Origin of the sequence: Rhizobium deserti, assembly GCF_004358025.1 — a bacterium.
GTDB lineage: Bacteria > Pseudomonadota > Alphaproteobacteria > Rhizobiales > Rhizobiaceae > Neorhizobium > Neorhizobium deserti.
This window is the reverse complement of the sequence record NZ_SMTL01000002.1, coordinates 40,196-55,196: the sequence shown is the minus strand read 5'-3', so window position 1 is coordinate 55,196 and position 15,001 is coordinate 40,196. Positions and strand designations below refer to the sequence as shown.

Sequence of the window (15,001 nt, the reverse complement as noted above, 5' to 3'; positions counted from 1 at the left end):
AGAATGTTGGCGAGATAAGACAAGAATTGCTTTTGGGTGTGAGGGCGCTGGTATTCTGGATACTGGAGCGGAATAAGGTCATGCAGGTAAAGATGCCTACGCAGTTCCCGTTTTGGGTCGAGCCTTACCCACTGTTTAGCGTGCCGAGGCAGGCCAGAGTGCGAAGCCACCACGTATGTTAGACGCTCTGGTGACACCTTTGGGATCAAGCTTCGTACAGTTCTGTGGGTGCGAGCTGATAGCCAGCTAGGCAGGGTCATTACGGGACTTTTCGAGTCCCCGTACCAGCGATCCTCGATTTGCTCCAGCCACAGACGGCCAGCATGATTGTCAAATACGCGGTAACCGAGCTCGTCGCTATAAATGAAGAAGCAATTCTCTTGCCATCGGCGAACAAGGTCCATTCCTATCGCGAGGTCGATGCGATCAACGCCAGTACCAAAGGAAGCGCTTCGATTCCGGTAGAGACGGGAGATGTCAAAAATGACGAGCTCTGTCTCAATGCGAAGGGGCGGTACGATTAAAGAGTGCAGTGCCTCCTCCATAGAAAACGATAGCTAGCAAATGTCAATTTAAGCTCTGGTGGCTGCACGAAGTTGGTCAGGTTGTCGCGCTAAGTCCGGCCGCCATTCGTCAACAACCCGATAGGCGTTACACAATAGTGCGGTCTGGCGACGAGGGTCATCTGCATGAAGAGGCAGCATAGAGAGGAACAAAGTTGCCATCATCTCATAGATCCCGGGCCCGGTTGGACTATATCCTCCATAGGTCTGAGAAATGAACGCGTCTTGGATGTCTACGACGTCCGGGGAACGGAAGATCTCGAAGTTATATGACTTTTGGACTTGGTCAGACGAGGTAACTTCAAGTTTGAAGCGCCCTCCTATGATGAAATCATACAATCCAATGATGGAATGCGACAACTTCGCGATTTCGTATCTCCGATCTCCGTAGTTTGAAGCCACCCCTGCCAAACTGTAGCCGCGAGGATCGATCACTTTAAGGCGGTGCGCGGAGAAATCGTACATCAAGTTGGACGCGCAGAAGTCTCCATGAACAATGCCAATGTCATCTGCCATCGGCGGTGCGATTCGGCTAAGGAGGATATCCATGAGATCACGGGGCGATCTGTAGGCCGACCCGTTCAACCAGAACTCGCTGTCGATGGGAACTCCGGCTTGATCACAGAATGTCTTCATCCGTTCGAATGTTTTTCGCCTGATCAAGGTGTCGAACAACACGTTGCGATCGATGCCTTCAGCTTCTTTGTCGTCTGAATGCTGAGTAAATCGCGTAAGTAGTCGGTCCGCCGAACTGAAGATGTTCTTCCAGGCAAAGCCACGCAAACGCCCAAATACAAGTATGTGGGCTAATGAAGGAAGGCTGAGATATTCAATGCGGTAACTTGAAGTCTCTTCGGCTTCGACGAGACGCCCCACCGCTGGAGCGTATATTGAAAGATCTGCTGGTAGTGACGCAAACCACGAGCTCTCGCAGCGCATCTTGAACTTGTCCTTGGACCTCTTGACTAGGTACTCCTCCTCGGCCCAAAGTTCGTTGAACTCACGCGCTGCATTCACTTTACGGCGAGAGTCGTAGTAGGATGCGTCAAAGCTGAAATCCATCCAATCTCGAACTTCGACGCACTTCGAGCCATTCTCGTTGATATACGCTGACATAGCGGCCAACCAATCCCATGCGGAGCTTTTGTCGAGAAGCTTAAGAAACAGCTGGACCTGAGAGATCCCAAAAACGCCAACGATAACATGGGAATCAAGGTGAGGGTTCGACGTTCTGGTGATTCGAATACCACCTGCGGGAGTTTGATCCACTACACCCCAGCTATGGAACACTGACGGCGTGCTCACAACGTAAAAATCCTTCAGGTCTGGATCAAAAGCTCGCGTCGGAACGTAGGTGTCGCCATGGACGATTATGAACTCAGCATGTTTCCCAAGGTCAGGAAGATGCTGCAACGCGCTTTTCATCGCGCTGCCGATACCGCGCGCAATCGTGTCATCCGGACTGGTATAGACTATCGTGATCTTCCACTTGTTGATCAGCTGTTGCGTGGCTTCGTCAACTAAGTAGTCCAGGGGCAAGTTCATGAAAATCCGGTCGCAGTGGTGCCGGTAATCTTCTGCAATCACTTCGAAGACGCAGTCGTTCCCGACCGGCAGAAATGCGGGGGGGATTTCACCGAACTCCGTTGAAAGCGAGCTACCCAAGTAAGTTCCGGATGTAATTAGAAGACAACGCATAGCGGTAACGGGCCTTTGAAATTCTAATGGTCATGCTCATAAGCGACAAACGGAAATGATGCCAGCTGTAGATTATGCTTAACCGAACTTATGTATGGTCCCACCCACGCAGCTAACCGTGCGCTTGACGCGTCAAAGTTCACCATTTCTCGATCTGAAACCGATAGACTGGGAAACCTGATCGTGCTGCCGTCTCAGCGCCCGCTTTAAAAGCTCTTCGCGCAATTGCTTTATCGAGGCCGGATCTGGCCTCCGCATCCAGGGACGTCCACCATTGTTCAAATGGGTTCTGCACGCTTATCACCGGCATGTGCTAGCGCTCAAAGCTCGGCCGCCAGCCGCGCGTCATGCCTCGGCTCATCGCCCTTTCCGTCAGGACCAATTGCCGGCGCAGATGCTTGCAGTCATCAAGAAGTGTCTGCACGACGGCCACAGCATCGCCTTCATGGTAGGCCAGCACGTCTTCGAGTTCGTTCCGCGCATCCAGTTTTTCGGTTTCTTTTCCCAGAGCAGACACGACTTCTCCTTGGCGTCAAAGCGCGTTTTCAGCCTGTTGACAACCTGTGGATAGCCGCCTTCATCTCGGCCTGGATGTTCTTAATATGTTCGCCCCATCTGGAGAGTCAATCGGCAAAGAAAAAGGCGCCGCAGCGCCCTTCCTTTGTTGCTCAATAGCGATGATAGCCCGGAGGCGGTTCGTCCCAATACCGAGACGGTGGCGGTCTGTGCCAATGCCCACGTGGTGGACCCCAATCGCGGTCGCGATCACGCCTCCATCTCGGCGGGGGCGGTGGCGGCCGGTTCCTGCGGCACTCTCCCCAGCGGTTAAGGTGCCAGCCGCGGCCACATTCGTAGTCCACTGTGACGACCTTGGTCGTTGGCTTGATCGGGTCGATTGGCATGGCAGGTGCAGCGCCAGCGAATAGGTTGCCTGCGATCAGTGTTGCTGCAACAAGGATGCTTTTCATTCTGGATGTTCATTCTGGATGTTCCTCCTGAAGAACATCCAGAAGCTAGGACCGCTGCAGTGAACAGACAATGAATAGCCCGATGCCGAACCTACAGTTTTTTAAGCTCTCTCTGCTGCAGTGGCAGCATGACAAGCCGCCCCGCAAGTCCTCAAAGCCACTGCTGATCGACGAGAACCTGCCGCTGCAGAGCCGGCGGGTGCAGAAGCGAAATCCGGCGCAGCAATGTAAGGGCTGCTAATTCGTTGGCGAACATTGTCCACCGAGCCTAACTTATAAGTGCGCGCAGCTCTTGCTCGCTGCTAACTCCATTCGCGTAAAGTTCGACGAGCTCAGCCGCGATATGCTCGGTGTCTTGCCCGGTCTTTTTCAGGTCAGGACGATCACTTGCGGGGGCCAGAACACGCTCAAGAAGATCGAGCTCTTCCGGCGTAAGCGGGGGCGAGGAGTAGGTTGCTGCTATCATCAATGCATTTTGGCCTGACCGGGATGAACCGAGCATGAATTGCGGGCAGGGTTACGTCAACCAGTGCCTTTTCCCGCGCAAAGGCGTTTTTCTAAATCGGCAGCTTGGGCGTCAAGTACTTCCCTTTTTCTCTTCACGCCTCCACCTCCTGGGCCGGTAGTTGAGCACGATTGGAAGCTGCGGCCTGGTATGCCGCATGAGGTAAATCCTCCTTGCCAACAGCATTAGCGAGAGACACACTGCAGCGCATTTTGTGGCCGGCTATTTCGGCTATAAAAATCTCATTGATCGGGAAAGGCCGTGCACATAGGACCGAGGACTTTCTCCTTCAGGTGATGAGTTCTGCTTTGATTTCCCGAGCGATTATTGCCCTCTTCTCATGGGCCATATCCTCTTGGCTCCAACCTGCTTGGGTTAACACATCGGAGGCTGGTGCCATTGCCCTAGTTGCTACTTCGACTTGTGCGACAGCAATCATCTTGGGATGTGTGGCGAGCGTTTTGCGAGACGTGGAGCAGAGATACGATGAACTATCTGGGAGTCTTTAACGACGACCACGAAGCCTCGACGTGGCAAAGCATTATGAGCAAGCAAGCGAAATGGACAGTGCTGCAGGTGCATTTGGAGAACCGTACGGTTTTGGAATCCAACTTCGGTCAGATGTCGCCAAGGCCTCGCCATCCCATCATCATGAACGAGGATGGTGTAGGGATGTACGTGACAGGCCGCTATAAGGCTGACGGCGAATTCTCCAATGGGATATCACCGGAAACGAAGAAGACGTAACTTTAACTTATACTCCGCGTGGATCTATAAGGCAGATGGACATCACGTGGCAGATTCCAGATAAAGATATAGAGAAGGCTGTTAACGTTTAGGTGGCTTCGCGCCTGCACCGGATCCTGTTGCAAGAGGCTGCGCTGAACCAGTCTTAGGTCCAACAGCGCTTTGCACTGCAGTTAGTGGTCTACCGCTATTTCCGATGATTTTTTGGCATTAGTGTGCTCCGATGTTATCTTTGGGAGGCTTCGCGGGCGCCCCCGAGCCAGTCGTCACAGATTGGGTAGAAGCGCCTTCGCTGCCATGGCCAGGCCGTATAGCAATTGGGCGGGCGCTATCGCCGATTGGAGCTTTCGCCATCAGTCTCTTCCTTAAAAGAACGTAGATGCTATTCCTAGACCGTCAGGCTGTCCAGCGGCGTACGGAGCAACTCACCCGCTGTTCACCATTTCCTGCATCATTTCACATACGGATCCTCCGGGCTCGGCGGGTGGCCAGCCCACTGATCTCGCCGAGCCTCGCGCCGATCGCCTTCTTGTCCCACTTCCGCGTTCCAGGGACTGTCGCGGACATGTTCGGCCTGTTCGGTGATTGCTATTGGAAGGTGACTATCGGCTTAAGACTTTGAAGCCGCTGCCGCGACGGATCCTGCGGGCGTGGCGGGTTTGCTGTGGGGCGGCTTCGGTTGGCGCCGTCATCTAAGATCAGCCGTAAAAACTCTGACGGATCTGTCCGGCTCATCTTCCCGACATCATACTTCTCTGATGCTTTTGCCTAAATACGTGTCAAACCGTAATCCTGCAGCGCCTCATGTAAGGTCTTCACCAAGACCTTTGTGGCTCCCTCATACGCTTCAAGATTCAGACCGGCCTCAGTTTGGCTGACAGTCCCGTGAAAGAGAGTGGCATCAATGTCTCCGACAGCTATTCTGGCTCAAGGCTACTTCAGGGAAGACGTCGCGAGAGAAAAATAAACTCCGGAGGAAACGTGAATTTAGTTCAGTGGACGGGGATTTGCTCTCACGACCGTCACATAATGCGGAGCGGCCCGGATGGTTCCGTTGGGAGGGAGCAGGGCCTTGGGCGGCGCCTCAAGTGGCTCCCGTTGGCGGCCCGATAGCTTGCTCCAAGGTCATTAACAGCGGCATCGGATAGATTCTCCAATGTCTGTTGCGACTAAAAGCCTCAACGGAGCTGCCCCTTCTTTGTTCTGGACGGCTACGTAGTCCCTTGCGGCCTGCTCAAAACAAAGTAAACCGACTGATGCCAATCTCCCTAGGGAGTGCTCCGCCTCCACGACAGTGCAACCGGCACCATCCGCAAAGTCGGCCAAAGGTATCTCCCCCATCTCAGTTCGATTGTCTGAGATTCCACAATCGAACAAAGCCTTTAGAGTTCTTAAATCGTTTGGCTCAAGCATCGTAAGAATAGCTGTAAGCTGCTTGGTCACCGTGCCCCGGTTTATGGCACCATTGGTGATATAGCGCGCCCAAAGGGCTTCAACCTGCTTTGCCGTGACGTTGCTGAGGCCTATATGGCGGATGAGACCCTTCTGCTGCAATTCAGCCAGCGCCGTCAGTTGCTCTTCCAGCGGACCTTCCGCCGGGCCGTGGACATCATACATCGAGCTCAAGTTGACGACGTCGATGACGTCGAGCCCGAGATTGCGCAGGTTGTCATGGACCGCCGAAGTCAGCTCCGCAGGCGACATGGCCGGCAGCCACTCGCCGTTCGGGCCGCGCTTGGCTGAACCTTCGTGACGATGGTGAGATCACCCGGATAAGGATGCAGCGCTTCGCGGATGATCTGGTTGGTCACATGCGGACCATAGAAATCGCTTGTATCGATATGGCATACCCTCGTCGATCCTCGTGATCGATAGCTAACTCGGCCAGTATGGCCGGGGTGCTCGCTATGTCCAGAGGAAACTTAAAAGCAGCCGCTCGTCTCCAGGCGAGTTTCGAAACCCCGGCCGCCGGGCCACTACCGGCACAACGGCCTTCGAAAGCCGACAACCTGGAAACCACAATGAACAACACCATAGATCTCAACGTTTCGATAATGCTCCCCTGGAGATTTGAAATCGGGCAACGCGTTCAGTTCTTGCCGGGCGATATGCTCGCCACGATACGCTTCCGCTCCCGCACAGCTATCGGCCACGAAACGTATGAGGTGCGGCTCGCAGACGAGAACGCTGAAAGGCCGGTGCGCCATATCCGCGGACAGTATCTGAAAGCAGCATGAAACAACGCACTCATCGAGACCTCAACATCGCCGGCTCTGTCGGCGCTGATGGCTGGACCCTAGTACGAGAGTGCAAACGTTTTGTCGTTGATTTCCGCTTCGGCGAGACCTCCATTCGACAGGTGATGTCTGCGACCGCAAGTGACCGGCGAGCCGGCCGTAACGTTGAGGCGGAGATCCGCAGGGCGCTGCGGGCCGCATAGAATCACAGACACCGGGGAGGGGCCAGCACCACGCGCGAACACACCAGCGCGGCTCCTCCGCATCCGGTTCTCATGTGCCGTGTGCCGTTTGTGTGACTTAAACTGGCGGTATGCGGGGTAAACACCGGTAAAGCTACGTAAGCGTTACCGGCTCCTACAGTGTCTACATTGTTGTTTTGTCGCGTTTAAATGGTGAGAGCGATGGGGCTCGAACCCATGACCTACTGATTAAAAGTCAGTTGCTCTACCAGCTGAGCTACGCTCTCCCGCGGTACGCGAGGCGTCCGGAAAGTGCGCGGAACATAGGCAGGTCGCCCCTGTCGGTCAACCCGCAAAAACAGCAAAATGCCGTGTCCGGGCAGGTTTTCACAGCCTGCGGCGCAGCAACCAAAAAAAGGTGACTGGCAATCAGGCAGGCAGGTCATTAGGTGTAGAAAGCAGGCTAAACAGGCCTGCCATCTGGAGCCGTCTGTGTCGATCGCCGAAATTTCCCTTCTGAGTGCGCTGTTGGCCGGCGCGCTATCCTTCCTTTCGCCATGCGTCCTGCCGCTGGTACCGCCTTATCTTTGCTATATGGCCGGCATTTCGGTGGACCAATTCCGCGGCGGCACTACCGTCTTGGCAGACGCAAGGCCGCGCAGGAGGGTCCTGACCTGTGCGCTCCTCTTCACGCTCGGCTTTGCGACCGTCTTCGTCGCACTCGGCGCGGGAGCCTCGACCATTGGCGTCCTGCTGCGTCAGCATCTCGATCTGCTGTCGAAGATCGGCGGCGTAATCATTATCATCATGGGCCTGAATTTTCTCGGGGTCTTCCGCATCGGCATGCTGGCCCGAGAAGCCCGGTTCCAGGGAGGCGGCAAGCCTGCAAGCCTGTCGGGCGCCTATGTCATGGGCCTTGCCTTCGCCTTTGGCTGGACCCCCTGCATCGGCCCGGTACTCGGCGCTATTCTCGGCGTCGCAGCGTCGCGCGAAACGGTCGGCGAGGGGGCCGCATTGCTTGCCGTCTATTCCCTGGGTCTCGCAGTTCCCTTCTGGATAGCGGCCGGCTTTTCAGGAGCCTTCATGCGCTTCCTTGGGCGATTTCGCCGCCATCTCGGAACGGTGGAAAAACTGCTTGGCGCCTTCCTGATCCTGACGGGCCTCGCCTTCATCTTCGGCTTCGTCAGCGATGCGGCGATCTGGTTCCAGCAGACCTTCCCCATCCTGTCGCAAATCGGCTAACGGAAGTAGGTCCGGTTCAGCGCGGGCGGTAGCGGAGACGGAATGGCAGATATCATCGCTTTGCTGCTGCCCTTTTTCGGGCTGATCCTGGTCGGCTATGTCGCGGCGAGGGTTACCCGGCAGCCCGCCGAAGCGCTTGGCTGGATGAATACATTCATCATCTATGCCGCCCTTCCGGCCCTGTTCTTCAAACTCGTGTCACGAACGCCGGTGGAGCAGTTGACGCGGCTTGACTTCATCCTCGGTGAGATCGGCGCGACCTACATCGTCTTCACGATCCTATTCCTGATCGGCTATTTCATCCGCCGCAATTCCTTTGGAGACTGCACGATCCAGGCTTTTGCCGGATCTTACGGAAATATCGGCTATATGGGGCCAGGGCTTGCATTGCTGGCTTTCGGGGAAGCCGCTGCCGTTCCTGTCGCACTGATCGTGTGTTTCGAAAATGCGGCACATTTCATTGTCACGCCGGCAATGATGGCCATGGCTGGTGGAGACCAGCGGCCCGCCCGAGAGGTGATGGGCGAGATTATCCGCAAGGTGGTGTTTCATCCCTTCATCCTATCGACCGCCCTCGGCTTCTGCGTCGCGGCGATCCAGGTGCAGCCACCGGAGCCAGTGGCACGCCTCGTCGATTATCTCGCACAGGCGGCAGCACCTTGCGCGCTGTTTGCCATGGGCGTCACGCTTGCGATCAGGCCCGTGCGGCGCATCCCCGGCGAGATCGTCTACATCCTATTCTTCAAGCTGATCCTTTTGCCGCTGACCACCTATCTGGTTCTGTCGCTGATCGGCAATTTCGAACCGGTCTGGATCTATTCCGCCGTTCTTCTGTCAGCCCTGCCGACTGCGACCAATGTTTTCGTGATCAGCCAGCAATACGGCGTCTGGCAGGAGAGGGCGTCAGCCAGCATCCTGATCATCACGCTCGCTTCCGTCATCACTCTGCCGGGTGTCCTTTTTGCTATCCATATGGGGCTGCTACCCGCGGATCTCGTTCCGTAGCGATTGCAAGACGGCACGCAGTCCGCGGCCGGGCTCGATGCCTTCGCGCATGATGAGGTTGCGCAGCGGCGGCGCGCTGGTCAGAAGGTGGAGGCCAGCGGCCCTCAGCATCTGGACAGGCAGAAAATCCGACAGAAGCGAGCGGTTCAGAAGATCCACGCCAAAGGTGCGGCTCATCACGTCGGGCCGGCGGCGGCGATTGAAACGATCCCCGAAATCGGCGCGAAGAGGCCGGTCGATGTCGCCGCTCACCAGTTCCCATAGGTCGATGGCGTCGCGCAGCGACAGGTTCAGCCCCTGAGCGCCGATTGGTGGAAAGGCGTGGCCGGCTTCTCCGATCAGAGCAAGCCGGCCGTGGCCGAACCGGTCCGCCATGAGGCTGGAGAGCGGCCAGGTCTGGGACGGAGCCTCGACGGTGATCTTGCCGAGCATGGACTGCATCCGCTTCTCGACACGCAGTGAAAGTTCTTCCAGAGAAAGCGCTGCAAGACGCTGCGCCTCGTCCGGCTTGACGACCCAAACCAGACTGGATCGCTGGCCGGGCAGGGGAACCTGGGTGAACGGGCCCGTCTCGGTGTGGAATTCCGTGGACATATTACCGTGCGGCAAGCTGTGGGCGAAGTTTAGAACAACGGCCGTCTGGGGATAGGACCACCGCCGGACGCCGATACCACCCGCTTCACGAGCCTTGGAATTCCGGCCGTCGGCGCCAATCACCAGATCGACAGTCAGCGTGCTGTTATCGGACAGGCTAAGCAAGGCCCGCTCGGCGGCAAGCTCATAACTCTCCACCCGAAGCTCCCTGCGGACAATATTGGCCTCAGCCGCGACCGCCTCGTTCAGCGTTTCGGCCAAGGCATGATTGGGAATATTGTACCCAAACGCATGAAGACCCAGATCCATCGCCCGGAACTGGGCCGTCGGCGCGCGCAGCAGGCGGTTGGTCGCGTCGATGATCTGCATCACGGACAGAGGTGCCGCATGGGCAGCTATCTTGTCCCAAACACCGAGACGTTCCAGAAAGTGAATGGACTGGTCCATCAGGGCGGTTGTGCGATGATCGCCCTCATCGGAAGCGGGCGCCAGAAGAACGACTTTGCGGCCGGCGCGGGCCAGTGCCAGGGCCGCTACAGAGCCCGCCAGGCCGCCGCCTACCACAGCAATTTCGAAATCCCGCATATCTTTCTCCCGCACGATCGGCCAATGAAGCCTATTTAGAGCCTGCTCCTCGGCATATCCATGGGGCATTGTCACGCATTGCCGATCGTGGTGCTTTTCCTTGACATAAACCGGGCGCATCGGCGCAACTGAGTTGCAAAGCAGGACGATTGGCCGCATATCTCGCACAATTATTGAGAGGCGGGCGACGGGTGATCAGGCGCATATTCAACTATCGGAAGGTTCCCTACGCGGAAATCAGGGCTTTCTCTGTTCACCTTCTGACGGCATCGGGCTCGTTCCTGGCCTTTCTCGGTGTCGTCGCGGCAGCCGAGCACCGCTTTGTCGACATGTTCTGGTGGCTGGGGCTTGCCCTTCTGGTGGACGGCATCGACGGGCCTATTGCTCGCAAGGTGCGGGTCAAGGAAGTCCTGCCGAACTGGTCGGGTGACACGCTCGACAATATCATCGATTACGTCACTTATGTGCTTCTGCCGGCCTTCGCACTCTACCAGAGCGGCATGATCGGCGAACCCTGGTCATTCGTGGCCGCCGGCGCAATCGTCGTGTCCAGTGCGATCTACTATGCCGACATGGGCATGAAGACGGACGAATACTTCTTTTCCGGCTTTCCCGTCGTTTGGAACATGGTGATATTCACCCTCTTCGTGATCGACGCCAGTGCGACAACGGCCCTGGTCATCGTATCCGCCTCGGTTGTGCTGACGTTCCTGCCAATCAATTTTCTGCACCCGGTACGGGTCAAACGGCTGCGCCCCTTCAATCTCGCCATCTGCCTCCTATGGTGCGCGCTTGGCGGCTATTCACTGCTCCTGCATTTCGACACTCCCGCCTGGGTCGTTTACGGTGTCGTCATCAGCGGACTTTATCTTTATTGCATCGGCAGCGTATTGCAGCTTTTGCCGGAGCTTGGAAAATAGAAAATTGGTATGGACCGCTGTTCTTTGCTGTTGTGCAAAGCAACAAAAACGGTATCAATATCAATCGGCTGTCCGGCCAGGGAACGGACTAACTTACAAGCGACCGCATCGTCCAATCAGGCCTCGAAGAAGGTCGGCGCGCGGTTTACGAGGGGGCTTTGTGACATTGTCTGACGCTGCGTTGGCCGTTCCGCTCTTGTCGGTTCGTGGACTGACTAAGCTGTTCGGCAGCTTCGCCGCCTGTCGTGACATCGACCTGGAAATTGCGCCTGGCGAAATCCACGCGCTGCTGGGCGAAAACGGTGCGGGCAAGTCTACTCTCGTCAAGATGCTTTTCGGCGTGCTGCAGCCGAGCGACGGCCAGATCCTGTGGAAGGGATCGCCAGTCAGGATCAATTCGCCTGGAGAGGCCCGTCATCTCGGCATCGGCATGGTCTTCCAGCATTTCTCCTTGTTCGAGGCGCTGACGGTTGCGGAAAACATTGCCCTGTCGCTCGACCCCAAGGTTTCTCTGGCGCGGATCTCGGACGAGGCCGCTTCATTGTCGAAGGCCTATGGCCTGCCGCTCGACCCCAAGGCGCATGTCGCAGACCTGTCCGTCGGTGAACGGCAGCGCATCGAGATTGTCCGGGCCCTGCTGCAGAATCCCAATTTGATCATCCTGGACGAGCCGACCTCGGTGCTGACTCCGCAAGAGGCAGACCGGCTGTTCGAAACGCTGTTGCAGTTGAGGCAGGAAGGCAAATCCGTCCTTTATATCAGCCATCGCCTTGAGGAGGTGCGACGGATCTGCGACCGGGCCACCGTTCTGCGCCATGGCAAGGTGACCGGCACATGCGACCCGCGCCACGAGACGCCGGCGTCGCTCGCCCGGATGATGGTGGGGTCCGACGTGGCACAGGTGCATCGGGACGAAAGGTCGTCGGTCGGTAACCTGGCGCTCGAGGTGAACGACCTTTCGGTTCCCGCTCGGACGCCCTTCGCGGTATCTCTGAAAAACGTGTCGATGCAGGTTCGCGCCGGCGAGATCCTGGCGATCGCCGGGATCGCCGGAAATGGTCAAGGTGAGCTTTTCGATGCTCTTTCTGGCGAATATCCGGTTGCAACCGGGGATGCCATCCTGATCCGCGGCAAGTCGGTCGGGCGGCTGGGCATCAATGACCGACGGCTGCTGGGGGCCGGCTTCGTGCCGGAAGAGCGTCACGGGCATGCGGCAGTTTCGGCCATGCCGCTTTCAGACAATCTCCTGATCGCCCGCAGTCAGTCGGACCGGCGCGCCTTTCTCGGCGGCGGCCCTCTGTCGATCATCCGCCACCGGGCCGTCGGTTCGGCTACGAGGCGTATCTGCGGGGCGATGGATGTCCGCAAGAGCGGCGAAGACCCTTTGGCAGGTTCCTTATCGGGCGGCAATCTGCAGAAATTCATCGTCGGGCGGGAGCTTGACCGCCAGCCTTCCGTGCTGGTGGTCAACCAGCCAACCTGGGGCGTCGATGCGGGCGCAGCAAGCCGCATACGACAGGCGCTCATCGATCTGGCCAAAACCGGTTCGGCCATTGTGGTGATCAGCCAGGACCTGGACGAGATCTTTGAAGTTGCAACGACTATAGCGGTGATATCGGAGGGGCGACTTTCCCAGATGTATTCGGCAGGCGCACTCTCGCTTGAACGCATCGGCCTTCTAATGGGCGGGATCCACGAGAAGAAGTCGATCCCGGAGACGGCGCATGCGCATTGAGCTTGAAAAGCGCGCCGGCCTGTCGCCGATGTTTTCGATCCTGTCGCCGCTTCTGGCCCTGGTGCTCACGCTGATCTTCGGCGCCATCATGTTCTGGCTGATGGGCAAGTCTCCCGTCGGCGCTCTTCATAGCTTCTTTATCGAACCGCTTCTCGACGTGTGGTCGCTGCATGAACTGGCGATTAAGGCCGCGCCATTGATCCTGATCGGTGCGGGGCTCTCGATCTGTTACCGGTCGAACAACTGGAATATCGGTGCCGAAGGGCAGTTCACCATCGGCGCGATTACCGGCTCCATCATTCCCGTAATGTATCCGGACTGGCATTCGCCGCTCATCCTGCCGCTGATGCTGACGTTTGGTCTTTTGGGCGGAGCAGCCTATGCGGCAATCCCGGCACTTCTCAAGACACGCTTCAACACCAATGAAATCCTCACCAGCCTCATGCTGGTCTATATCGCCCAACTTTACCTCGATTGGCTGATGCGCGGGCCTTGGCGCGATCCGCAGGGATATAACTTCCCGCAAACGAAAGCCTTTCAGATCGAGGCAGTCTTGCCGGAACTGCTTGGCTCCGGCCGCGCCCATTGGGGGATCGTCTTTGCCCTGGTCGCGGCGGTCGCTCTTTGGTTCATGATGCGCTTCCTGCTCAAGGGCTTCGAGGTGGCGGTGCTTGGACAGTCCGAGCGGGCGGGGCGCTTTGCAGGCTTTTCAGCCCGGCGCATGGTGTGGTTCTCGATGCTTTTGTCCGGCGGCCTTGCCGGTCTTGCGGGCATTTCAGAAGTGTCCGGCTCGATCGGCCATCTTCAGCCGGCCATCTCCCCAGGCTACGGATTTACCGCCATCATCGTTGCCTTCCTCGGCCGCCTCAATCCGCTCGGCGTCATCGCATCCGGATTTGTTCTGGCGCTCACCTATCTCGGCGGCGAGGCAGCCCAGCTGTCGATCGGCATTTCCGAAAAGATCAGTCGTGTCTTCCAGGGGTTGTTGCTGTTCTTCGTGCTATCCTGCGACACGCTCATTCATTACCGCATTCGGTTGATGCTGTCCGCAGCCGGGACCCGGGAGGCGAAAGGCTGATGTTCGAGGCCATCCTCCTAACGGTTATTACGGCTGCGACCCCGCTTGTTGTCGCAGCCTTGGGCGAACTGGTTACAGAGCGGTCGGGCGTGCTTAACCTCGGCGTCGAGGGCATGATGATCATGGGTGCGGTCTCGGCCTTTGCCGCGGCGCAACTGACCGGCTCTCCTTATATCGGCGTTCTTGCCGGGATTGCCGGCGGGGCTATCTTTTCGCTACTCTTCGCCTTCCTGACGCTGACGCTGGTTGCCAACCAGGTCGCCACCGGCCTGGCGCTCACCATTTTAGGGCTTGGACTTTCGGGCCAACTGGGGGAAGCCTTTGTCGGAAAGCCCGGCATCAAGCTGCAGCCGATCGTCTTTCCGGTCTTGTCGGATATTCCGTTTCTCGGACGGGTGCTGTTCAGCCAGGATCTCATTTTCTACCTGTCGATCGTCCTCGTGATCGGGATCAACTGGTTCCTTTTCAGGAGCAGAACCGGATTGAAAATGCGGGCTATAGGCGACAACCATGCCTCGGCGCATGCGCTCGGCATCAACGTCATCCGCACCCGGTATCTGGCTGTCATGTTCGGCGGCGCCTGTGCCGGCTTGGCCGGAGCTCAGCTTTCGCTTGTTTACACGCCGCAATGGGTTGAGAACATGGCCGCGGGTCGCGGCTGGATCGCTCTTGCTCTGGTGGTGTTTGCGTCCTGGCGGCCGTGGCGGCTTCTGGCGGGCGGCTATCTGTTCGGCGCCGTCACCATCGGCCAGCTACACGCCCAGGCCTTCGGCATCGGAGTGCCGTCTCAGCTTCTTTCCGCACTTCCTTATGCGGCTACTATTGTCGTGCTGGTGATCATCTCGCATAATCGCCGCACGACCCTTATCAATACGCCGGCTTCGCTCGGGAAACCCTTTGTCCCCGACCGGTGACCGCGGTAGAACTGTCTTCAAGCTAGTA

General features: G+C 57.4%; 12 protein-coding genes, 1 tRNA gene and 1 pseudogene. 8 read left to right on the top strand and 6 right to left on the bottom strand.

Annotated elements, in window-relative coordinates; all coding sequences use genetic code 11:
* Nucleotides 1-572 precede the first annotated feature (572 nt).
* The 3 genes from E2F50_RS06625 to E2F50_RS23365 all read right to left on the bottom strand — a co-directional run bounded on the left by E2F50_RS06625 (nt 573) and on the right by E2F50_RS23365 (nt 3,229).
* Nucleotides 573-2,228 carry a protein kinase family protein gene (locus tag E2F50_RS06625; RefSeq protein ID WP_133315309.1) on the bottom strand — a complete coding sequence of 552 codons (1,656 nt, stop codon included), beginning with the start codon at nt 2,226-2,228 and terminating at the stop codon, nt 573-575.
* Nucleotides 2,229-2,574: 346 nt separating this feature from the next.
* Nucleotides 2,575-2,778, bottom strand: coding sequence for a hypothetical protein (locus tag E2F50_RS06620; protein ID WP_202615426.1), 204 nt, complete (start codon nt 2,776-2,778; stop codon nt 2,575-2,577).
* Nucleotides 2,779-2,929: 151 nt separating this feature from the next.
* Complete coding sequence (locus E2F50_RS23365) at nt 2,930-3,229, bottom strand: GCG_CRPN prefix-to-repeats domain-containing protein (protein WP_245515328.1); 300 nt, start codon at nt 3,227-3,229, stop codon at nt 2,930-2,932.
* A gap of 991 nt (nt 3,230-4,220) precedes the next feature.
* Between E2F50_RS23365 and E2F50_RS06610 the strand changes: the two genes are divergently transcribed.
* Complete coding sequence (locus E2F50_RS06610; RefSeq protein WP_133315308.1) at nt 4,221-4,481, top strand: hypothetical protein; 261 nt, start codon at nt 4,221-4,223, stop codon at nt 4,479-4,481.
* A gap of 1,494 nt (nt 4,482-5,975) precedes the next feature.
* Here E2F50_RS06610 and E2F50_RS23360 read toward each other — a convergent pair.
* Nucleotides 5,976-6,331 (bottom strand): annotated as a pseudogene (locus E2F50_RS23360) (aldo/keto reductase); the annotation flags it as partial.
* A 171-nt stretch (nt 6,332-6,502) separates the two neighbouring features.
* Here E2F50_RS23360 and E2F50_RS06600 point away from each other — a divergent pair.
* Nucleotides 6,503-6,718, top strand: coding sequence for a hypothetical protein (locus tag E2F50_RS06600; protein ID WP_133315307.1), 216 nt, complete (start codon nt 6,503-6,505; stop codon nt 6,716-6,718).
* 393 nt (nt 6,719-7,111) lie between these two features.
* Here E2F50_RS06600 and E2F50_RS06595 read toward each other — a convergent pair.
* Nucleotides 7,112-7,187: transfer RNA gene (locus E2F50_RS06595), tRNA-Lys, on the bottom strand.
* 205 nt (nt 7,188-7,392) lie between these two features.
* On the opposite strand from E2F50_RS06595, the gene E2F50_RS06590 reads away from it, so the two are divergent.
* Nucleotides 7,393-8,142, top strand: coding sequence for a cytochrome c biogenesis CcdA family protein (locus E2F50_RS06590; RefSeq protein WP_133315306.1), 750 nt, complete (start codon nt 7,393-7,395; stop codon nt 8,140-8,142).
* A 42-nt stretch (nt 8,143-8,184) separates the two neighbouring features.
* Nucleotides 8,185-9,147, top strand: a complete 963-nt coding sequence (locus E2F50_RS06585) for an AEC family transporter (RefSeq protein WP_133315305.1) — start codon at nt 8,185-8,187, stop codon at nt 9,145-9,147.
* Here E2F50_RS06585 and E2F50_RS06580 read toward each other — a convergent pair.
* On the bottom strand, nt 9,124-10,326 hold the full coding sequence (locus E2F50_RS06580; protein WP_133315304.1) for a UbiH/UbiF family hydroxylase: 1,203 nt from the start codon (nt 10,324-10,326) through the stop codon (nt 9,124-9,126). The genes E2F50_RS06585 and E2F50_RS06580 overlap by 24 nt on opposite strands.
* A 191-nt stretch (nt 10,327-10,517) precedes the next feature.
* Here E2F50_RS06580 and pcsA point away from each other — a divergent pair, with 191 nt between their 5' ends.
* From pcsA to E2F50_RS06560, 4 genes are all read left to right on the top strand, one after another.
* The gene (gene pcsA / locus E2F50_RS06575) at nt 10,518-11,246 is read left to right on the top strand and encodes a phosphatidylcholine synthase (protein WP_161974046.1); all 729 of its coding nucleotides are present in this window, start codon (nt 10,518-10,520) and stop codon (nt 11,244-11,246) included.
* Nucleotides 11,247-11,406: 160 nt separating this feature from the next.
* Nucleotides 11,407-12,981, top strand: a complete 1,575-nt coding sequence (locus E2F50_RS06570; protein ID WP_133315303.1) for an ABC transporter ATP-binding protein — start codon at nt 11,407-11,409, stop codon at nt 12,979-12,981.
* Nucleotides 12,971-14,059, top strand: coding sequence for an ABC transporter permease (locus tag E2F50_RS06565; protein ID WP_133315302.1), 1,089 nt, complete (start codon nt 12,971-12,973; stop codon nt 14,057-14,059). The genes E2F50_RS06570 and E2F50_RS06565 overlap by 11 nt, the downstream gene beginning before the upstream one ends.
* Nucleotides 14,059-14,973 (top strand): ABC transporter permease, encoded by a 915-nt coding sequence (locus E2F50_RS06560; RefSeq protein ID WP_133315301.1) that lies wholly within the window; start codon nt 14,059-14,061, stop codon nt 14,971-14,973. The genes E2F50_RS06565 and E2F50_RS06560 overlap by 1 nt, the downstream gene beginning before the upstream one ends.
* Nucleotides 14,974-15,001: the final 28 nt, after the last annotated feature.